The organism is Martinezella sp. CNPSo 3959, from assembly GCF_057784355.1.
Genome location: NZ_JBXSOV010000022.1, coordinates 1 through 19,795 on the forward strand (window position 1 = coordinate 1; position 19,795 = coordinate 19,795).

At 60.4% G+C, this 19,795-nt stretch carries 18 protein-coding genes; 5 read left to right on the forward strand and 13 right to left on the reverse strand.

Going from position 1 to position 19,795, the window contains the following annotated elements; translation table 11 throughout:
• The 5 genes from AC13RE_RS27735 to AC13RE_RS27755 all read left to right on the forward strand — a co-directional run.
• A partial coding sequence (locus tag AC13RE_RS27735) for an amino acid ABC transporter permease (RefSeq protein ID WP_488565300.1) occupies window positions 1–672 on the forward strand: 672 nt, incomplete at its 5' end.
• A gap of 16 nt (window positions 673–688) precedes the next feature.
• A complete protein-coding gene (gene dapA, locus AC13RE_RS27740; RefSeq protein WP_488565301.1) occupies window positions 689–1,579 on the forward strand; it encodes a 4-hydroxy-tetrahydrodipicolinate synthase in 891 nt (296 codons plus the stop codon).
• 5 nt (window positions 1,580–1,584) lie between these two features.
• On the forward strand, window positions 1,585–4,503 hold the full coding sequence (locus AC13RE_RS27745) for an FAD-dependent oxidoreductase (RefSeq protein ID WP_488565302.1): 2,919 nt from the start codon (window positions 1,585–1,587) through the stop codon (window positions 4,501–4,503).
• Complete coding sequence (locus tag AC13RE_RS27750; protein ID WP_488565303.1) at window positions 4,500–5,228, forward strand: amino acid ABC transporter ATP-binding protein; 729 nt, start codon at window positions 4,500–4,502, stop codon at window positions 5,226–5,228. The genes AC13RE_RS27745 and AC13RE_RS27750 overlap by 4 nt, the downstream gene beginning before the upstream one ends.
• A gap of 82 nt (window positions 5,229–5,310) precedes the next feature.
• The gene (locus tag AC13RE_RS27755; protein ID WP_488565304.1) at window positions 5,311–5,727 is read left to right on the forward strand and encodes a DUF3830 family protein; all 417 of its coding nucleotides are present in this window, start codon (window positions 5,311–5,313) and stop codon (window positions 5,725–5,727) included.
• A 132-nt stretch (window positions 5,728–5,859) separates the two neighbouring features.
• Here the strand turns inward: AC13RE_RS27755 and AC13RE_RS27760 are convergent, their stop codons facing one another.
• The 13 genes from AC13RE_RS27760 to sfnG form a co-directional block, all read right to left on the reverse strand.
• Window positions 5,860–7,149, reverse strand: a complete 1,290-nt coding sequence (locus tag AC13RE_RS27760; RefSeq protein WP_132720978.1) for an LLM class flavin-dependent oxidoreductase — start codon at window positions 7,147–7,149, stop codon at window positions 5,860–5,862.
• An 18-nt stretch (window positions 7,150–7,167) separates the two neighbouring features.
• Complete coding sequence (locus AC13RE_RS27765; protein WP_488565305.1) at window positions 7,168–8,520, reverse strand: MmgE/PrpD family protein; 1,353 nt, start codon at window positions 8,518–8,520, stop codon at window positions 7,168–7,170.
• Window position 8,521: 1 nt separating this feature from the next.
• The gene (locus tag AC13RE_RS27770; protein ID WP_488565306.1) at window positions 8,522–9,313 is read right to left on the reverse strand and encodes an amino acid ABC transporter ATP-binding protein; all 792 of its coding nucleotides are present in this window, start codon (window positions 9,311–9,313) and stop codon (window positions 8,522–8,524) included.
• Between the two features lie 10 nt (window positions 9,314–9,323).
• A complete protein-coding gene (locus AC13RE_RS27775) occupies window positions 9,324–10,103 on the reverse strand; it encodes an amino acid ABC transporter permease (RefSeq protein WP_488565307.1) in 780 nt (259 codons plus the stop codon).
• Complete coding sequence (locus AC13RE_RS27780) at window positions 10,100–10,846, reverse strand: amino acid ABC transporter permease (protein WP_488565308.1); 747 nt, start codon at window positions 10,844–10,846, stop codon at window positions 10,100–10,102. Before AC13RE_RS27780 ends, AC13RE_RS27775 begins: the two co-directional genes overlap by 4 nt.
• Window positions 10,847–10,866: 20 nt before the next feature.
• Window positions 10,867–11,703 carry a transporter substrate-binding domain-containing protein gene (locus tag AC13RE_RS27785; protein ID WP_488565309.1) on the reverse strand — a complete coding sequence of 279 codons (837 nt, stop codon included), beginning with the start codon at window positions 11,701–11,703 and terminating at the stop codon, window positions 10,867–10,869.
• A 265-nt stretch (window positions 11,704–11,968) separates the two neighbouring features.
• Entirely contained in the window at window positions 11,969–13,216 is a 1,248-nt protein-coding gene (locus AC13RE_RS27790; RefSeq protein WP_488565310.1) for an SfnB family sulfur acquisition oxidoreductase, read from the reverse strand.
• A 30-nt stretch (window positions 13,217–13,246) separates the two neighbouring features.
• A complete protein-coding gene (locus tag AC13RE_RS27795; RefSeq protein WP_488565311.1) occupies window positions 13,247–14,044 on the reverse strand; it encodes an ABC transporter ATP-binding protein in 798 nt (265 codons plus the stop codon).
• 77 nt (window positions 14,045–14,121) lie between these two features.
• On the reverse strand, window positions 14,122–15,456 hold the full coding sequence (locus AC13RE_RS27800) for an ABC transporter substrate-binding protein (protein ID WP_488565312.1): 1,335 nt from the start codon (window positions 15,454–15,456) through the stop codon (window positions 14,122–14,124).
• Window positions 15,457–15,554: 98 nt separating this feature from the next.
• Window positions 15,555–16,595 carry a branched-chain amino acid ABC transporter permease gene (locus AC13RE_RS27805; protein ID WP_488565313.1) on the reverse strand — a complete coding sequence of 347 codons (1,041 nt, stop codon included), beginning with the start codon at window positions 16,593–16,595 and terminating at the stop codon, window positions 15,555–15,557.
• Window positions 16,596–16,598: 3 nt separating this feature from the next.
• On the reverse strand, window positions 16,599–17,495 hold the full coding sequence (locus AC13RE_RS27810) for a branched-chain amino acid ABC transporter permease (protein ID WP_488565314.1): 897 nt from the start codon (window positions 17,493–17,495) through the stop codon (window positions 16,599–16,601).
• Entirely contained in the window at window positions 17,495–18,400 is a 906-nt protein-coding gene (locus AC13RE_RS27815; protein ID WP_488565315.1) for an ABC transporter ATP-binding protein, read from the reverse strand. Before AC13RE_RS27815 ends, AC13RE_RS27810 begins: the two co-directional genes overlap by 1 nt.
• 140 nt (window positions 18,401–18,540) lie before the next feature.
• A complete protein-coding gene (gene sfnG, locus AC13RE_RS27820) occupies window positions 18,541–19,644 on the reverse strand; it encodes a dimethylsulfone monooxygenase SfnG (protein WP_488565316.1) in 1,104 nt (367 codons plus the stop codon).
• Between the last annotated feature and the right edge of the window lie 151 nt (window positions 19,645–19,795).

Genomic DNA, 19,795 nt, shown 5'->3' on the forward strand with positions numbered 1-19,795 from the left:
GGTTTCTTCGGATACCTTTTCAACCCCTTCATTCTCGGGGGTGTCTTCACCACCATATGGCTGACGGTCGTCTCGCTGAGTGCCGGCTTGATCCTAGGATTTGCCCTGGCATTGATGCGGCGCTCGCGGGCGCGTTTGGTTCAGCTGGCAGCCAAGGCCTATATCTGGTTGTTTCGCGGTACGCCGCTGCTGGTCCAGCTGATCGCCATCTATACGGCATTGCCGCAGTTCGGCATCCGCTTTTCGGTCGTCGAGGCAGCGCTGATCGGGCTTGCGCTCAACGAGGCGGCCTACCTCGCGGAGATTATTCGTGCGGGCATCGAAGCCGTACCTGAAGGACAGGCGAGAGCCGCCAGGGCGCTCGGCATGACCGAGCGGCAGATCATGCGTCATATCGTTATGCCGCAGGCATTCAAGGTGATCATTCCGCCGCTCGGAAATTCAGTCAATGGCCTTCTCAAAACGACGTCGGTGACCTCGGTCATTTCGATGGAAGAACTTCTGCGACGCACTCAGGTCCTCATCCAGGAACGCTTCATGGTGCTGGAGCTCTTTTCGGTCGCGGCCATCTACTACCTCCTTTTGACCACGCTCTGGGATTTTTTCCAGCGCCACATCGAGAAACGCTTCGGTCAGGCAGACGCCCGACTGTCCATGACCGAAAAGCGCTAGAACCAGGATAATCGACATGACCAAGAAATTTCGCGGTGTCTATACCGTGATGATCACGCCGCTGGACGAACATGGCGCGGTGGATCTGAAGGCGCTCGCCGCCTTCACCGACTGGCAGGTTCGTCAGGGCATTCACGGGCTGATACCATTGGGATCGACGGGAGAGTTTCTCTCGCTCAGTGAGGAAGAGCGCGACGGCGTCGCAAGGACGGTTATCGAAACCGTGGCCGACCGTGTACCGGTCCTGATCGGTGCTGGTGCGGAAGACACACGGGAATGTGTTCGTCTGAGCCGCAAGGCAGAAGCGATGGGCGCCGACGGCGTCATGATTATTCCGCCCTTCTATTCGACCCCGACCGACGACGAACTGGTGCATCACTATCGCGCCATCGCATCAGCGATCTCCATTCCGATCATGGTCTACAACAATCCCGCAACGGCCAATGTCGACTTGAGCCCGCAGCTCGTCGAGCGCATCGCCGAAATCGATGGCTGCGACTACATCAAGGAGTCGACGCTGGAGGTGACGCGGGTGCGTGATATCATCCGGCTCGCAGGTGACAATATGACGGTCTTCGGCGGCATTCTCGGCTTCGAATCCTTCGTCATGGGCGCGCAAGGCTGGGTGGCGGTCGCTTCCAACATCGCTCCAGGGCCGATGGCGCGCATTTTCGAGCTTGTGGCCGACGAAAAGAAGTTCGACGAGGCCCGCGCCCTTTATCTGCACTGGCTGCCGATCATTCAGGCGGTCGGCGGGCAGGCCTATGTCGCCGGTTCGAAGTCGCTGTTGCGGCATATGGGTTTTGGCGCCGGTGCGCCGCGCCCGCCGCGTCTGCCACTACCCGCTGAACAGGATGCGGCCATGAAAAAACTGGTTCAGGATTTCGACCTGAAATTCGACGCCTGAGGATATTGTCCGTGTCAATTGCTCCTCGATCCGCGGCTGAATCGACCATCGAATTCTTCGTCGATGGCCGTTCTCTTCATGCCGACCGCGGCATGACGATTGCCGCGGCGATCGAGGCCAGTGGGCAGCACGGTTTCTCGCGCGGATTGAAGGGCGAGGCGCGTGGGCTCTTTTGCGGCATGGGTGCTTGCCATAATTGTCTCGTGACCGTCGACGGCAAAATCAGCCAGCGCGCCTGCATGACCACAGTCGAGGCTGGCATGCATGTGCACAGGCCGTCTTCACGGCCGGCGATCGCGTCAGAGCAAATCGCAGATCTGTGTGATGTCCCGGCATCTATCGCAACCATCGAGATGGACCTGTTGATCATCGGCGCGGGACCGGCTGGTCTTGCCGCTGCGGAAGCGGCTGCAAGCGCCGGTGCGAAGGTCACGATCGTTGATGAACGCAAAATTGCAGGCGGCCAATACTACAAGCAGCCCGCAACGTCGCCGGCCATGGCACAGTTGGAACACGACACGCAGGCCCTTGAAGGATTGAACTTGATCCGAAGTGCCGGTGAGGCCGGAGCGACCTTGATCGGCGAAACGGTCGTCTGGGGTGCTGAGGACGGCGAAGGCGGCATCGTTATAGCATGCTACAACTCGTCGGGCGCATTCTATTGCAAGCCTCGAATGATCGTGATTGCAACCGGTGCCTACGAGCGGCCATACCCTTTGCCCGGCTGGACGCGTGCAGGCGTCATGATGACCGGGGCCGCACAAACTATGCTTAGAAGCTACGGCACAGTACCACGCGGCAGGATCCTCATCGCCGGGAACGGGCCTCTTAATATCCAAGTCGCCAATGAGATCCGCAGGGCGGGCGGTACTGTAGTCGCGCTGGTTGAAGTCGCAGCGTCGCCATGGTCGAAGCCTTTCGAAGCTTTGAATTTATTGAAGCTTGGTGGCGGCCTCGCCATCCACGGCGCCCGGCAGCTTGCGACCTTGCAGGCAGCCGGTATCCCGCTCTACTGGGAAAGCAGGATTGCCTCCATCGATGGAGCCGCCGGCGTCCACTCCGTCATCATATCCGCCTCGAAAGGTGACAGGAAACTGGATGCCGATACTGTTCTGATCGGTGGCGGCTTTGCTTCCTCGAACGAGCTCGCGCGGCTGCTCGGCTGCGGCCATGCAATCGCCGATGGCGAGCTTACGGTTACGAGCGCCGATGATGGCGAAACCACGCTTTCCCACATTCACGTCGTCGGCGAGGCCGCACGTTTCGGCGGCGCTCATATCGCCAGGGCGCAAGGCCGGCTGGCCGGGCTTGCAGTTGCGCGCAAACTGGGCCTTGGCGGGGCACCTGATCGTGAAGCCGAACGCAGGCTTGCCCGCCATCGCGCCTTCCAGGTCGCTCTCTGGAAGGCGTTCAAGCCGGCAACCACCGATGGAAGCCAGGCACCTGCCGATGAGACGATCATCTGTCGTTGTGAAGGCGTAACAGCCGGTACCTTAAAGGCGATCATGGCAAACGGTGCTGCGGATATCGCCACATTGAAGCGACTTTCGCGCGCCGGCATGGGACGCTGCCAAAGCCGCTACTGTGGTCACACGCTGGCCAAGGCTGCGGATGAGAGACGCAGCGCTGGAGAGATCCATGGATTTCTTGCGCCGCAAATGCCGTTGCGGCCCATTCCCCTGGCCGCCCTTGCAGTCGAAAAGCCCGAATGGGGAGGACACAAGCGGGCAATGCTACCCGAGAAGCCGCCGCTGCAATCGGCTGAGCCTCTGCCGTTCTCGGAAACATCGACCTTGGTGATCGGGGCAGGGATCGCCGGTCTATCGACCGCGCTTTTTCTTGCACGCGAAGGTGAGGACGTTGCAATTGTCGAACGCGCCTTTGCTAATTCGCTTGCCTCCGGAGGCAATGCCGGCAGCTTGCATGCGCAGCTTTTGTCCTTCGATCACGGCGCGCGCGCCGAAGGTGGTGGCGGGCCGGCGGCACAGACGCTACCCTTGCAGCGGGATTCCATCGCCCTTTGGGCCGCCTTGCAGCGGGAGCTCGGCTGCGATTTTGAGATGAAGGTGACCGGCGGCCTGATGGTTGCCGAGAGCGAAGCGCATATGCGTTTCCTTGCCGATAAGGTCGCAGTCGAGCAACGCGCCGGTATCGAGTGTCGCCTGATCGATCGAGGCGAGTTGCGGTCTTTGGAGCCGGCATTGTCACCCGCATTCGTCGGGGCTGCCTATTGCCCGCAGGAAGGCAAGATCAACCCGCTCGTCGCGACGCAGCATATCCTCGAAGCCGCTCGCGCAAGGGGAGCACGCCTCATCGAAAAATGCGAGGTCGTCGCCATTGCCGTGCATGCCTCCGGTTTCGAGGTGACGACGTCGCGTGGGACGATCAGGGCAAAGCGCGTCGTCAACGCGGCCGGCGCCTTTTCGTCGCGTATCGGCGCCATGCTCGGGCTCGATATTCCTGTATTTGGAGCTCCGTTGCAGATGGTGGTCACCGAAGCTGCCGCGCCCCTGATATCCTGCCTCGTCGCCCATGCGGACCGGCATCTGACCCTGAAGCAGGCGAGCAACGGCAACTTCATCATCGGCGGCGGCTGGACTGCGGGCCTTGATCCCGTGCATCAGCATCCTCGCCCGCTGCTATCGAGCCTTGAAGGCAATCTCTGGGTGGCCCAGCATGTTGTGCCGGCGCTGCGTAAACTGCATGTGATCCGTAGCTGGGCGGCGATGAATATCAATATCGACGGCGCGCCCATCCTTGGCGAACATCCGCTGCAGCCCGGCTTCTTCAACGCCGTGACCTCCAACGGCTATACGCTCGGCCCCCTGGTCGGCCAACTTACCGCACAGATCGTCCTTGGCCGCGAGACCGGCAGGGCGCTACAACCCTTCTCCATTACTCGTTTTACGAAAGGCCGCTCATGATTGAGATCAACGGCGTCTCCAAATTCTACGGCACCTCTCAGGTCCTGAAGAACTGCAGCGTCAAGGTCGAGCGCGGCGAGATCGTCGTCGTGTGCGGCCCATCCGGTTCGGGCAAGTCGACCTTGATCAAATGCGTTAATGGCTTGGAGCCCTTCCACGAAGGGTCCATCCAGGTTCATGGGATCGAGGTGGGTGATCCGAAAACGGATTTGCCGAACCTGCGGACGCGCGTCGGCATGGTCTTCCAGAATTTCGAACTCTTCGCGCATCTCAGCATCCTCGACAACATCATGCTGGCTCAGAAGATCGTGCTTGGGCGCAGCCCGACAATGGCCGAAGCCAAGGCCATGCAACTGCTCGATCGTGTCGGCCTGATCGATCATGCGAAGAAATTTCCGAGCCAGCTTTCCGGCGGCCAGCAGCAGCGCGTGGCCATAGCCCGCGCGCTCGCGATGGACCCTTTGGCGATGCTTTTCGACGAGCCGACGTCCGCACTTGACCCGGAAATGGTGTCTGAAGTGCTTGACGTCATGACAGGCCTGGCAAGAGACGGAATGACGATGATGGTGGTGACCCATGAGATGGGCTTTGCCCGCCGCGTGGCCTCCCGCGTCATCTTCATCGATCAAGGCGAGATTGTCGAAGATAGGCCGAGTGAAGAATTCTTCACCGCTAGTCACAATCCGAGAACGGAAGCCTTTCTCGGCAAGATCCTCCGGCATTGATGGATACTCGCGTGCCGCGGAAACCGCATGGCCTCGGCCGGAACCAACCACAACAGAGACAACCAAAGCAAGAGAGAGTGGAATGAAACTGAAGATCACCGCCGGCCCGTTTGAATTCGATGCCATGCTGGAGACGGCAAAGGCGCCTAAGACCTGCGAGGCATTTCTGAAGGAGATGCCTTTCGAAGGAAAAATCGTACACGTACGCTGGTCGGGGGAGGGAGTGTGGATTCCGCTCGGAGAGCGGGATTTTGGTGTCTCTTACGAGAATCATACCAGCCATCCCGCTCCCGGCCACATCATCCTTTATCCGGGCGGCATCAGCGAAACGGAAATCCTGCTTGCCTATGGCGGCGTTGATTTCTCGTCAAAGATGGGGCAGCTCGCCGGAAATCATTTCATCACTGTCACATCCAATCTTGAGAAGCTTGCCGAGCTCGGTCGGCTCACTCTCTGGGAAGGAGCGCAAAAAATTCGGTTCGAAGCGGCCGGCAGCTGATACGCTGAAAATCATTGCGCACAGCCGTAGTTCCAGGTCACAGACATTAGTGGGATTTGGGGAGCGATACTGCCGAAATGGCGTAGCTTGCAACGGAGCTTCTACTTATCCCGAATAACGGTCGAAGGCTTGTTATGGCCTCGCAAGCCCGAGATGGTTCCGCAAGGTTGTGCCGCTGTACTCCGTGCGGAATAGCCCGCGCTCCTGCAGAATCGGCACCACCAACTGCGTGAAATCCTCCAGACCCTCGGGGAAGAAGGGTGGCATGACGTTGAAGCCGTCTGCAGCGCGGCCGTCGAACCATTGCTGCATCCGATCGGCGATTTCGACCGGCGTGCCGAGAACAATGTGATGACCGCGGCCGGCGGCGACTCGCAGCGCCAGCTGGCGGATCGTCAGGTTTTCGCGGCGTGCCAGCGCCGTTAGGAGTTCGGCGCGGCTGCGCAGCTGATCGGAGATCGGCAAGTCCGGCAGCGGGCCATCCGGATCATAGTCGACGAGGCTGTGGCCAATGCGCTCTTCAAGCAGCGGCATAGCACTCTTCAGGTCGGTCCACTGGTCGAGTTCTGCAAGCTTGTCGGCGGCTTCCTTGGCCGTGCGGCCGATCACCGGCAGAAAACCAGGCATGACTGCGACGTCGTCGGCCCGCCGGCCGAACTTGACGACGCGCTCCTTCAGGCTCTTGTAGAAGGCCTGCGCCTCTTCCAGGCTCTGCTGCGCGGTGAAAACCACGTCGGCGGTGCGCGCCGCGAGATCCTGGCCGGGGCCGGACGAACCGGCCTGGATTAGGATCGGATGCCCCTGCGGCGGGCGCGGAATGTTGAGCGGACCCTTAACGGAAAAATACTTGCCCTTGTGATCGAGCACATGCACCTTGGTGGGATCGGCGTAAACGCCTGTCTGCTTGTTCTTGACGAAAGCGTCGTCTTCCCAGCTATCCCAGAGACCGCGCACCACGTCGACGAATTCTTCAGCCACGGCGTAACGTTCGTCATGCTCCGGATGCGACTTCGAAAAATTGTTCGCGGTGCGGGCATAAGACGTTGTAACGATGTTCCAGGCGGCGCGGCCGTGGCTCAAGTGGTCGATCGAGGCGAAGGCGCGAGCGGTGTGATAGGGCTCGCCATAGGTTGTCGACGAAGTGGCGGCCAGCCCGATCTTATCGGTGACCATCGCCAGCGCCGCAAGAAGCGTCAGCGGCTCGAAACGGGCGATCGTTGAAGGATGCGCATCGACGCCGCTGGTGAGGCCATCGGCAAGAAACACCATGTCGAATTTTGCTGCCTCGGCAATCTGCGAGACACGCCGCAGCAGGTCGAAATTCTCGCTGCCGGCCTCGGCATGCGGATGCCGCCAGCCCGATACGTGGTGGCCGGCGCCTTGGAGGAATAGGCCGAGGTGGATTTGTCGCTTGGCACTCATGGGAAGTCTTTCGTCAGTTCAGATTGAGGCGGCGTCCTGATTGAGCAGCGCCAGTAGCCGGTCGAGATCGGCGGCGCTGTGCATTGCGCGAACGAGGGACGGGATTTCGGCGAAGGCGGGATTGCCCGCCGTCGCGTCCTGGAACTTTTCAGTCGGATCCGTCACGCCCGGAAGGCCGTCGAAGCGGCGTGTGATCGTACTGCCGTCGCGAAGCTTGAGGTCGAGGATGACGAAACGTGTCGTTGGATCGCTCGACATGCGCGTCGCGCTTTCGTCATAGCGCCGTCGCGCGAGGCCCGCCAGGCCCATCAGGCGCGGTTCCACCGGTCGCTCGTCGAAATGGTGTAATCGCAGCGCACCGTCGATGAGCGCGGCGGAGAAGACGTATTCCGGACTGAAACGCGCTTCGATGCCGTTGGTCGGTTTCGTTACCACGAGCGCTGCATCGGCGCCGGGCGGATAGGTGAAGGTGATAGCCTCGATCCTGTCGGCGGCGAGCTCTTCGCGGTGAAGCTCGATGCCGAGGGAGGCGACGGGATGGCTCGCCGTACAGCAGGGATAAGCCTTCAGCGTCAGGCCGGGCGTGATGATCTGCCAGGGCCTTCCCCAGTTTTCCGTCAGCGCGGCCGGACGCTCTGCCCCGAACGCATAGGCGGAATGGAAGCCGACAGGATTGTCGAGAAAATCAGGCGCACCACCGAAACCTGCTGCAGCCAAGCGCGCTGCCAAAAGGCCGGAGCGCGCGGCCATGCCGGCATGATAGGGCTTCGCATCAGAACCGAATTGCAGCCGCAGGCCGGCAGACTGGGTTGCCGCCAGCCCTAGCGAAACAGCAGTTTCTTTCACCGAGGCTTTGGTCAGATGCGCGATTGCCGCGGCAACGCCGACAGGTCCGACCGTTGCGGTGGCGTGAAAGCCATTCTCGTAGTGTTTTGAACCCATCGAGAGGCCGAGCCGTGCCATCGTCTCCAGTCCGACAACATAGGAGGCGATCAGGTCGCCGGCAGTGAACTTACGCTCAGCAGCAAGCGCGAGGAGCGCCGGGATGATAACGGTCGTCGGGTGCCCGCGCACGCTGGCATGGACATCGTCATAGTCGAGCACATGGCCCGCATAACCGTTGACTACGCTTGCGACGAGCGGGTCGGCGCGGCGGCTCGTCCCGACGAGGATTGCATTACCCGCCAACTCCGCGCCCACCGCCTGGGCCAGAAGGCTGGTGGTGCGGTCGCCGGCGCCGGCAATGGCGCATGCAAGAAAATCGATGATCGCTGTGCGGGCCGCTTCGATCGCAGCGGGATCGCGATCCGGATCCGAGTGGACGATCGCCTCGGCGAAGGCTGTAGTCAGCGGTGCGGACGTGCCAGTCATGTCAGATTCCTTCGCCGTCGCGCAACGAGCCGCGTCCCACCGATAGGCCCTGGACGAACTGGCGGATGCGGGGATTTTCGGCTTTATGGAAGATCTGTTCCGGCGAACCACGATCGATAATGCGGCCGTTCTCGGTGAAGACGACCGTGTCGCTGATCTCCTCGGCAAAGCGCATCTCATGCGTGACGAGAATGCTGGTCATGCCATCGCGTATCAGGTCGCGTATCACCCACAGGACCTCGCCGACGGTTTCCGGATCCAGCGCCGAGGTCACCTCATCGAACAGAACGAGCTCCGGTTTCATGGCAAGCGCGCGGGCGATGGCGACACGTTGCTGCTGGCCGCCGGAGAGCTGGCCGGGATAGGCATTGGCTTTATCCGCAAGCCGCACCTTTTCCAGCAAGTCGCGAGCCAACTTTTCCGCTGCGTGCGGTTCGATGCCGAGAATGCGGACGGGTGCCAGAACGATGTTGTCCAGCACCGTCAGGTGCGGGAAGAGGTTGTATTGTTGGAAGACGATACCGACGCGCTTGCGCAGGGTGATGCGTTCGCTTTCCCGGGTCAACTGATCGACCCGGGTTCCGCCCACCGTGATCCTGCCGCTCTGCGGCTGGACCAGCGCATTGATGCAGCGCAGGATGGTGGACTTGCCGGAACCGGACGGACCGATGATAGAGACGGCATCGCCCTTGTTGACGGTGAGGTCGATTCCCTTCAACACCTGCGTCTGTCCGAAGGACAGGTGCACGTCTTCCAGTTTGACGATCGCGTTATTGGTGGATGGGCTTGTCATCTCTTGGTCCTCAGGCCGCCTTGAAGCGCCGCGCTTCCAGGCGTCTGGTCAGGCGGGAAATCGGATAGCAGAGCAGGAAGAAGGCGGCCATGACCACGAGATAGGCGATGATCGTGAAATCGAGCCGCCGCACCGCCGTGCTTGCATCGGTCGCTGCATGCAGAAGTTCGTGGACGCCGACTAGAGAGGCCAGCGCCGTTCCCATGGTGATCGAGGCCGCGACATTCATCCAGGGCGGCAACGAGCGGCGCAGGCATTGCGGCAGAATGATCCACCGCAGCGCCCCGCTGCGCGCGAAGCCGAGTCCTTTGGCCGCTTCCCATTGAGCCGTGGGTATGGAGAGGATCGCGCCGCGGGTGATCTCTGCGACATAGGCGCTGGCAGGAATGGCAAGCCCAATCACAGCCTTCACCCAGTCCGGAAAGGGCAGATAATTGCCGAATACGACAATTTCGAAGGGAAAGATGTAGGTGGTCGCGAAGATCAGCACGAGATGCGGCGCATTTCGGAAGATCTGGACATAAGCGACGACGGGATAGCGGACAATACGATAGGGCGCCAGTTCCAGGATACCGAACAGCACCCCAACCAGGGTACCGAGCGCCATCGCGAGCACGGCGATCACGACATTCATCGCGAAGCCCGAGGCGAGATAGGGGATCCATTCTACCACCTCCCGTCCGAGCGTCGGGTCTGCCAGCGACCAGGCAAGAACGATCAGCGGCAGCGTGAGGAAGCCGAGATTGCGCAGCACCCGATGACTGACTGGTTGGTGGAGCGCTACCGTCATAGGCCATATCCCGGAACTGCCAGTCGTCGCTCCACCCATGAGCCGATGCGGGCGATAGTGAAGTTGATCAGGCTGAAGAACAGGAGAATGACGATCATCAGCGAGACGACGTTGTCGCGCTGCGTCCAGACCATGATGGAGGCATATGTGATTTCGCTGACCGCAATTGCGTTTCCTACTGTGGTCAGCTTCACCAGGTTGATGAGGTTGTTGATAATTGCCGGCAGCGACGCACGCAAAGCCAGCGGAATTTCCACATAGCGCAGGATCTCGAACTGGCTGAAGCCGATGGCCCGCGCGGCTTCAATCGTCGATGCCGGTACCGCCTCGATGCCGGCGCGGATCGCTTCCGCATGTAGAGCTGCGATATGTAGGCCGACCACCGCGATGACCCAGAAGAAGGGCGAGAGCGGATTGTTTTGCGTGCCGCCAACCATGTTGGAAATGAGGGTGTTCAGGACAAGGAAACTAAACATCAACTGCACTAGCGTCGGTGTGTTGCGGGTCAGCTCCACAAAGCCGCGCACTGGTGCTGACAGCCACAGCCGCCCGGATGTGAGGCAGGCGGCGAATGCCACGCCGGCAATGAGGCTGACGGGTATAAGGACGGCGATCAGATATAGCGTGGTGACGAAACCGTCGCGCCATATCTGCGCCTCGTAGCCGGATGCCAAGAACTCGTAGTTCAAGCCCATCCTGTTCGTCAGGCTGATGAACAGGTCGGTCAGGCTCATATCCTGCATATCTTTTCCAGTGCGAAGCCCTACTTGGCGGCGGATACAGCCTTCTGCTGTTCTTCAAGATACTTGGTGTTCAGCAGCCGGTTGGCCTTTGCGAATTCCAGGAGCTTGCCGGACGCATGCAACTTCTTGACCGCGTTGTCGAGCGCCGTCTGGGTGTCTTTCTCACCCTTGCGCAACCAGATCACCGAATCCGAAGGAATAAGCTCGCTCGGGAAGGGGATTGCGTAATCCTTCCACTCTTCCGGGCGATCTTCAAGCAGGAGACCAACCGTTGCGCCGACATGAACGGCGGCAACACAGTTGCCGCCCTGAAGGGCGAGCAGCGATTCCGGCTGGCTCGGCAACGCCTTGACCACGGCGCCATAGGTCTCGATCAGCGGCTGGGTGTAGTTGGAGCCTTGAGAAACGCAAACCGTCTTCCCCTTGAGGTCGGTCCAGTCCTTCAGTCCGCTGTCCTTTCGGACTACTGCGGCGCCGCCTGCCCGATCATAGGGTGTGGGCACATAGTCGAGCACTTTGGCGCGTTCTTCTGTGTACTGCATATTGGCGATCAGAATGTCGACCTTACCCTGCTGCAGGAACTGGACACGGTTCGGTGGCGTCACCGTTACCGTTTCGAGCTTCACGCCGAGATCATCGGCAAGCGCTTTCGCTATGTCGAGATTGTAGCCCCTTTGCTCCTGACTCTTCGGATCGATGTAGCCAAACGGCGCGCCCGACAGGATGACCCCTACGGTCAGCTTGTCGCGGCCTTTGATGCGATCGAGCGTGGCATCCGCGGAAGCCTGCGTCGCAGCAAGCGTTGCGATCGCAAAGGCAAGTCCGAAGAGGGTTTTGAGAGACGACGTTGCGAACATCTGGTGGCTCCTTGTGCGCGCCGCAACGTATTTGAGCCTCGTTGCCCCTGCGAGAAAGGCCATTCCATGTGTTGAAGGAGTATTGGAATGTATCTGCGCATAAGCGCGTATGGGAGCAATGATGTTTCAGGCGATAGTTCAGCTACTCCGCGATATTGCTCACGAGCTGTGCGTGACAGCCACTTACCGTGACATCGCCTTCGAGCATATTCAATTAATTGGAAAAGGGCGCGAGAGATTGTTCGCGCCCAGTTTATCATGGCAACTAACTCCAGGCGTGGAGCGGCGGCTTTTCCCCGTTCAGGAAATACTTGCCAAGAATTGCGTATTTCCACCGGACCGGATCGTGCAGTGTATGGGTGCGTGCGTTGCGCCAATGCCGGTCGAGATTGTGTTCGGCGAGCGTCGAGCGGGTGCCAGCCAACTCGAACAGCTTATTGGTGGCGGCAATGGCGATTTCCGTAGAGAGGATCTTCGCTTCGGCGGTTACGATCTGCGCTTCGGCCACGGTTTCGGCAGTCGGATCCGCCACCGCTCGGTCTATCGCATAGCCTGCCTTTTCAAGCAGTGCCTGTGCTGCATGCAAGCGCAGTGTGAGATCGCCGACGGCCTGGATCGTATACGGATCGTCGGAGGCGCGCTCGAGCCCGCTATCCACCCAGGCACGGCTCTTGGTGCGCACGAAGTCGATCGTTTCGTCGATCGCTGCTTGCGCAATGCCGGTATCCACCGCCACCTGGATGATCTGGAAAATGGCGCCGTCCGCGGTTGGTTTGTCATAGCCCTTGTAGCCCGGCACCAGATGCGTCTTGGGCACCTTCACGTCGTCGATGATCACCGTACCGGAAAGCGTCGTGCGTTGGCCGAAGCTCGACCAGTCGTCGATGACTGTGAGCCCCGGTGCGCCGCGATCAGCAATCGCGTACCAGGCACGACCCTCGTCATCGAGCGCGACGATCGGCACCAGATGGGCAAGGAGTGCGCCGGAGGAATAGAACTTCTGCCCCTTGACGATCACGTGGTCGCCGGCGTCGGTAAACTTAGTCTCGAAGTCGACCGCTCGCTTGGAACCGAACTCCGAAAACGCATTGCCGAAACGCGTTCCCTTCAACACCTCGTCGAACAGCAGATTCTGTTGTGCCTCATCGGAGACCGTGCGGATGGCGGCGACGACGCCCAGATGGTTTTGGGCGACCTGGCCGATCGACGAGTCGGCGGCCGAGATGATCTCGATCACCTTTGCGAGCGTGGCGTAGGAAACCTCCGGCCCACCGAATTTTTTCGGGACGTTGATCGACCACAGCCCGCTTTGGGAAAAGGCGTCGAGTTCGGCCGCCGGCCAAATCCGCTCACGGTCGCGCTTGGCGGACTCTTTGATGAATTCCGCCGCCAGTTTCTTGGCGACAGCGATCGCCTCGGCATCGCTCTTGATGATGTGAGCTGGCTCGGTTGACCTTGCAACCGGTGGAACCGCCTTTGCGGCATTGTCGGTCTTCACTTGCGAAATCGTCATGTCAAACTCTCCTCTTCAGCTGTGATGGGTTTATGGATTGGTCGCGGGGACTAGGGGTGCGAGGTGGCCGCTGGCCGCCGTTTTGCGCCCAAGATAGAGGTCTTGCACCTCTTTGCGCTGGCGCAGATCAGCGGCTGTCCCGTTGATGGCCGTTACGCCGTTTTCGAGGATCGTGGCGCGATCTGCATATTTGAGTGCGATGGCGGAGTTCTGCTCCGCCACGAGAATGGAAAGCCCTTCCTCTTCATTCAGGCGCCGCAAGGTCCGAAAAATGTCCTGAACGACAAGCGGTGCCAGACCCATGGAAGGCTCATCGAGGATAAGCAGTCGTGGCCGTGACATCAGCGCACGGCCGATGGCCGTCATCTGCTGTTCGCCGCCGGAGGTAAGCCCTGAGGTCACGCGGCGCTTTTCTTTGAGGCGTGGGAACAAAGCGTAGATCTTTTCGAGATCGACTGTGATTTCAGAGCGCGTCGCGCTGCGGCCAAGCCCGCCGGAGATTAGGTTCTCTTCCACGGTCAAGGTCCGGAAGCAGTGGCGGCCCTCGAGCACTTGCACGAGCCCGGCGCGAACAAGTGCCGCAGGGCTTGCCGTCGTCACGTCGATTGCGCCGAAGTGGATGCGCCCCGCAACGATCTGGCCGCGTTCGGCCGGCAAGAGGTTGGAGACCGCTTTGAGCGTCGTCGTCTTGCCCGCGCCATTGGCGCCGAGCAGGGCGACGATCTCGCCGCGCTTTACGCTCAGGCTTACCTCGTTCAGTGCCCGAATCGTGTGGTTGTAGGTTGCCTTCACGCTTTCGACGCTGAGCAGGATATCCGTATCGACCATATGATTTTCCTCGAACTCGTCGCAGACCAGGCCAAACCCGATGACGGCAGGCGTGCCGCCACCGGGTCTGCCGCCAATCAGTTGATGGCGGCCTCTGCGTCCTGGGAGGTGCGCAGCTTGATGCCCTTTTCCTTGGCGTAGGCCTCTGAGGATTTTTCGATGATGGGACGCAGCAGAGCCCAATCCGGTGCGATCCAATCGGAAACCACCTTCCACTTCTTGCCGTCCCATTGCTGGAAGGTCACGTAACCGTTGCCTTCGTGGTTGTCCCAGGTGACGTTGATGGAGTGGAACAGATCCTTGGCGCCCAGCGCCTCGACGCGGGCCGGGTCAAGCCGTAGATGTTCGAAGCCCCAACGAACCTCATTGCCTGTCAGCGTTCGCTTACCGAACTTCTCCTGTGCGATGCGGATCGCCTCGACGTTCAGGATGCCGTTGACGATGCCGAGGTTGTGATAGACGGAGCCGATGCGGCTCTTGTCCTCGAGATTGCCTTTGCCTTGGTCATAGAGCGTCTTCACGATCTCCTTGACGACCGGATACTCGGCGCCGGAGGCCTGCGTGGTAATCGCGGTGTAGCCCTTTGCCGCCTCGCCGGCGGGAATGACGTCTTCCTCGGAATTCGACCAGACATTGCCGATGATGTGATCGACCGGATAGCCGACCTTGACGGCGGTCTTCAGGGCAACGGGATTCATCACGCCCCAGCCGCGCAGGACGACATAGTCCGGCTTAGCACGACGGATCGTCAGCCATTGCGACTGCTGCTCGTTGCCGGGATGGGGAACTTCGATCTGCTGCAGGTCGAAGCCGTATTTCTTCGACAGGAGTTCGTAGATCGGAATGGTTTCCTTGCCGTAGGGCGAGCCGTGGTAGAGGACCACGATCTTCTTGCCCTTGAGATTGTCGAGACCACCGAGCTTGGAGGCAATGTAGTTCACGATGCCGGAGGTTTCGCTGTAGGGATTGAGGAGCAGCGGGAACACGTAAGGGAAGACGCGGCCATCGGTGGAATCGGTGCGGCCGTGATTGATCGTGATCAGCGGCACCTTATCCTGGCTGATGCGATCGATCATTGCGTAGGCGATGCCGACGGAAAGCGGGTTCCAGGCCGCCGCGTTGGGGTGGCTTTTCTGTCGTTCATAGCATTCGACGCCACGTTCGACCTCGTATTGGGTTTCGCACTCGTTCCAGGTCAGCTTAACGCCGTTCACACCGCCGTCACGTGTGTTGATCAGGTTCAGGTAATCGATGAAGCCGCCGAAGAAGCCGGTGCCGCCGGCCGCGTAGGGGCCGACACGATAGCTTTGCAACGGAAAATATTGCTCGTCGGCATGTGCGGCGGGAAGCGCCACCGAGAAGGCGATCCCGGCAGCGAGCGCCGCGATCTTGAGTTTGCTGAAGATTGTCATTTCTGGATACACTCCGGGTGATGGCCGGCGAGATGACCGGACCTGCATTGATCGAAAATGGATTTCTTGCTTTTGGGAGCGCGCGCTCCGGGTTCAGTTCAGCGCCGTGTCAGAACGCTGCCGATTCGTCTTACGTTTCTGTCCCAGAGGGCGACGAGGCCGTCCGGTTCGAGAATGAGAAACAGGATGATCAGGCTGCCGAGCACGATGCGCTGGCTCATGTCGAGCACGCCGGAATCAAAAATCTCGCCGAGAAAGAAGGCTCCCAATCGCGACAGGACGAGCGGAAACACCACGATCAGTGCTGCCCCCAGAAAGGCGCCGCGAATGGAAGCGAGCCCGCCGATGATGATGATGAACAGCACCTGGAAGGAGCGATCGAGGTTGAACCCCGCCGGCTCCACGGTGCGCAGATAGGTAAAGGCCCAAAGCACGCCGGCAACGCCGATGATGAAAGAGGAAATCGCAAAGGCGAGCAGCTTGGTCTTCAGGACCGGTACACCGATGATGCGGGCGGCCGTCTCGTTGTCGCGCACCGCGATGAAATTCCGTCCTGTCTGGGACGACACGAGCCGCAGCGCCAGAAAGGTCAGGACGGTGACGACCGTCAGCGCGAAAAGATAGCGCCCGATCGCGCCATCGAAAGCGATGCCGCCGATGCGAAGCGGCGGCGCGTCGATCACGCCCGAGGCGGAGTCGTTGGAAAACCAGCTGAACTTGGTCAATGCCCATTGCACGAAAAACTGTGCTGCGAGCGTCGACACTGCAAGATAAAAACCCTTGAGCCTCAGGCTCGGCAGACCGAAGATGATGCCGATCGCCGCTGCCGACAGACCCGCGAGCACGATGCTTGCGATCAGCGGCAGGCCCTCGACGCGCAGATTGAAATTATAGGCACCGAAGGCGCCGACCGCCATGAAGGCGGCACTGCCGAGCGAAACCTGGCCGGCATAGCCGGTCAGGATATTCAAGCCGACGCCGGCAAGGCTGAGTGCCAGGAACGGCAGCAGGATCGCTTCGAAGAGATAGCTGGTGCCGACAAAGGGGACGACGAGATAGGCCACGGCAAGGAGTGCTCCCGGTGCGAGCCAGCGCGGAAGTGTCGGGGTGCGATCAAGATCCTGTGTGATGGACGCCATGGTTCAGACCCTTTCGACAAGTTTCTGGCCGAACAGGCCGGAGGGGCGGATAAGCAGGAAGGCGAGCGCCACGACATAGGCAAACCAGCTTTCGATCCCCCCGCCGAAATAATCGCCGAGATAGACCTCGGCGAGCTTCTCGGTCGCTCCGATGAGCAATCCGCCGACGATAGCGCCGGCAACCGAGTCGAACCCGCCCAGCACGAGGACCGGCAGCGCTTTCAGGACGACGAGCGACAGCGAGAACTGGACGCCAAGGCGAGCGCCCCAGAGGAGCCCTGCCACCAGCGCTACCAGACCGGCGGTTGCCCACACCGTGGCCCAGATCCAGGGCAGGCGCAGGCCGACGGCGAGTGCCGCGAACTGATCGTCGGCGACGGCGCGGAAGGCGAGACCGACGCGGGTATAGCGGAAGAAGATAGACAGCAGCGCCACCATGATGGCCGCCACCGCAGCGGCAAAGATGTCGAACTGGCTGATGAGAACGCCGCCGACGTCGAAGGGAACGTCCTCAATGCCGAGATCCAGTCCATGCACCTGCGTTCCCCAGATCAGCTGGGCGGCGCCCTCGATGACATAGGAGAGGCCTAGCGTCGCCATAAACAGCGTAATAGGCGGCTTGTTGGTGAGCGGCCTCAACACGACACGTTCAATGGCGATGCCGAGGATGATCATCAGTGCGAAGGTGAGCACGAACGCCAGCGCAAAGGGCACGCCTTTCTCGACCAGGCTGACGAAGGAAAGGGCCGCAAAAAGCAGGAGTGCTCCTTGAGAGAAATTGAGCACGCCGGAGGTCTTGTAGATCAGTACGAAGCCGATCGCGACGAGCGAATACATGACGCCCGACAGCAGTCCGCCAACAAGCACCTCTATGAAGAAAAGCCAATCGAAGTCCGCCATCAGATTCCCGCCCCGTCTTCATTTTCCGTCGCGACGCCAAGGTAGGCATCGATGACGCGCTGATCGGCCCGCACCTCTTCCGGCGTGCCGTCGGCGATCTTGCGGCCGTAGTCGAGCACGGCGACCCGATCCGACAGTTCCATTACGAGGCCGATATCGTGTTCGATCAGAATGATCGTGGTGCCATGGGCTTTGCGGGTTGCCTGCACGAAGCCGGCCATTTCCTGCTTTTCAGTCGCGGTCATGCCGGCCATCGGCTCGTCCAGAAGCAGAATATCCGGCTCCGCGACCAGCGCGCGGGCAAGTTCGACCCGCTTCTGCAGGCCATAGGGCAGGGTACCGGCAAGCCGGTCGGCTACATCGTCAAGGTGAAGGAAAGAAAGGATCTGCCGTGCGCGCTCGCGGGCATCCGCTTCCTCCCGGCGCGCAGTGCCGATGCGTGCGATCTGGCCGATGAAGCTTGAGCGGACGCTATGGGCTCGACCGGAGACGACATTGTCGAGGACGCTAAGGCCCTTGAAAAGTGCGAGGTTCTGAAAGGTCCGGGCAATGCCGAGGCGTGCGAGCTTTTCTGTGGGAACATTGCCGTAGCGCTTTCCGCCGATCCGGACATGGCCCCGATCCGGCCGATAGACGCCGCAAATGACGTTGACGAGCGAGCTCTTTCCGGCACCGTTCGGTCCGATAATGGCGCGGATCTCGCCGCGCTCAACACTGAGGTCGACATCGGCGAGAGCCGAGACGCCGCCAAAGGAAAGGCTGACATCATCGAGCGCAAGCAGAACCTCTGCAGAGGCAATCGCCGCATTGGCAACTGAATCCGCTTGAGCTGCAATTTCGATCCGACCGCCTTGAAGTCCCGGCAGAGGAGGGGATGTTTCGTACCCCTCGAGCGCATAGGTCATTGCCTGTATGTCCTTCCCTCTCACTCTGCCTCACAGCATTCGTTGGCTGACGTAGGCACAGGCTCCCGTCGGAGCTGTGAAGGCTCCGTTCTAGTTCGCCAATTGCGGACCACGAATGCGGCCCGCTTCTTTCCGAATGTTTATTCCGCTGCGACTTGTTGCGCGGCCTGCGACGCTTCCAGTTCTCGCACCAGTGGAATGACGTGCTTGCCGAAATACTCCACCTCTTCCTGGAAGTGCAGAAAGCCGAGGAGGATCAGGTCGGCACCGGCCTGCTTCAGCGCGACGACGCGCTCGGCAACCTGCTGCGGCGTGCCGATCAGGTTGGAGCGGAACCCGTCATTGTATTGGACGAGGTCCTCGAAGGAGGATTTCGCCCAGTTGCCTTCGCCTTCCGGCGAGGCTTTGCCGGCATTCTTCACCTCATGCCCAAAGGCATTGACCGCCTCGGGATTGGCCTTCTCGATGATCTCGGCGAGAACGGCCTTGGCTTCCTCTTCCGTCTCGCGCACGATCGCGAAAGCGTTGACGCCGATCCGCACGGAATGGCCGTTTTCCCTGGCTTTCGACTGAATATCGTCGACCTGCTTGCGGATTTCGGCCGGCGTGTTGCCGTTGGTGAAGTACCAGTCGGACACGCGCGCCGCCATATCGCGGGCTGCCCGCGATGAGCCGCCTTGGAAGATTTCCGGCTGAGGATCAATCGGTTTCGGCTTTAGCGAGTAATTGTTGAAGCGATAGAAATCGCCGCGGAATGTGAAATTGTCTTCGGTCCAGATGCCGCGCAGCGCGCGGATGAATTCTTCGGAGCGGCGATAGCGCTCGTCGTGATCGAGCCAGTGTTCGCCGATGGCGGCAAACTCGCCGCGGAACCAGCCGCTGACGATGTTGACGGCGACGCGACCGTTGGTCAGGTGGTTGATGGTGGCGATCTGCTTTGCCGCAAGCGCCGGGTTCCACGGCCCCGGCAAGATCGCCGCAATGACCTTCAAGCTGGTTGTCGATTCCAGCAGGGCATGGCTGAAGGAGACGGATTCATGCTGGAATTCCGCGCCGTAGCCCGCCGTGAAACGGATCTGGCTGAGCGCATAGTCGAAACCACTCGCCTCGGCGATCTGCGCAAGCTTTCTGTTGTATTCGATTGTCCAGCTCGTACGCTGCTCGATGTTCGAGATGACAAGGCCACCCGAGACGTTCGGTACCCAGTAAGCGAATTTTACGGCTTCGTTATTTCTATGCGACATTATGCTCTTCCCTCTCTATAGAATGGTCGCGCTTGCGCCAAGTTCGGACTATCGCTTGCGCGAGATATGACTTGTGATCGCCGCTCTGCCGTGCAGACGGCAACACAGTAGGGGTCTTTTCGACAGCCCACTCGATGCGCGGTGACGCGCC

Coding starts and splice junctions, on each gene's coding strand:
- dapA (WP_488565301.1), top strand. CDS start 689: ATGACCAAGAAATTTCGCGGTGTCTATACCGTGATGATCACGCCGCTG.
- AC13RE_RS27750 (WP_488565303.1), top strand. CDS start 4,500: ATGATTGAGATCAACGGCGTCTCCAAATTCTACGGCACCTCTCAGGTC.
- AC13RE_RS27755 (WP_488565304.1), top strand. CDS start 5,311: ATGAAACTGAAGATCACCGCCGGCCCGTTTGAATTCGATGCCATGCTG.
- AC13RE_RS27760 (WP_132720978.1), bottom strand. CDS start 7,149: ATGAGTGCCAAGCGACAAATCCACCTCGGCCTATTCCTCCAAGGCGCC.
- AC13RE_RS27765 (WP_488565305.1), bottom strand. CDS start 8,520: ATGACTGGCACGTCCGCACCGCTGACTACAGCCTTCGCCGAGGCGATC.
- AC13RE_RS27770 (WP_488565306.1), bottom strand. CDS start 9,313: ATGACAAGCCCATCCACCAATAACGCGATCGTCAAACTGGAAGACGTG.
- AC13RE_RS27775 (WP_488565307.1), bottom strand. CDS start 10,103: ATGACGGTAGCGCTCCACCAACCAGTCAGTCATCGGGTGCTGCGCAAT.
- AC13RE_RS27780 (WP_488565308.1), bottom strand. CDS start 10,846: ATGCAGGATATGAGCCTGACCGACCTGTTCATCAGCCTGACGAACAGG.
- AC13RE_RS27785 (WP_488565309.1), bottom strand. CDS start 11,703: ATGTTCGCAACGTCGTCTCTCAAAACCCTCTTCGGACTTGCCTTTGCG.
- AC13RE_RS27790 (WP_488565310.1), bottom strand. CDS start 13,216: ATGACGATTTCGCAAGTGAAGACCGACAATGCCGCAAAGGCGGTTCCA.
- AC13RE_RS27795 (WP_488565311.1), bottom strand. CDS start 14,044: ATGGTCGATACGGATATCCTGCTCAGCGTCGAAAGCGTGAAGGCAACC.
- AC13RE_RS27800 (WP_488565312.1), bottom strand. CDS start 15,456: ATGACAATCTTCAGCAAACTCAAGATCGCGGCGCTCGCTGCCGGGATC.
- AC13RE_RS27805 (WP_488565313.1), bottom strand. CDS start 16,595: ATGGCGTCCATCACACAGGATCTTGATCGCACCCCGACACTTCCGCGC.
- AC13RE_RS27810 (WP_488565314.1), bottom strand. CDS start 17,495: ATGGCGGACTTCGATTGGCTTTTCTTCATAGAGGTGCTTGTTGGCGGA.
- AC13RE_RS27815 (WP_488565315.1), bottom strand. CDS start 18,400: ATGACCTATGCGCTCGAGGGGTACGAAACATCCCCTCCTCTGCCGGGA.
- sfnG (WP_488565316.1), bottom strand. CDS start 19,644: ATGTCGCATAGAAATAACGAAGCCGTAAAATTCGCTTACTGGGTACCG.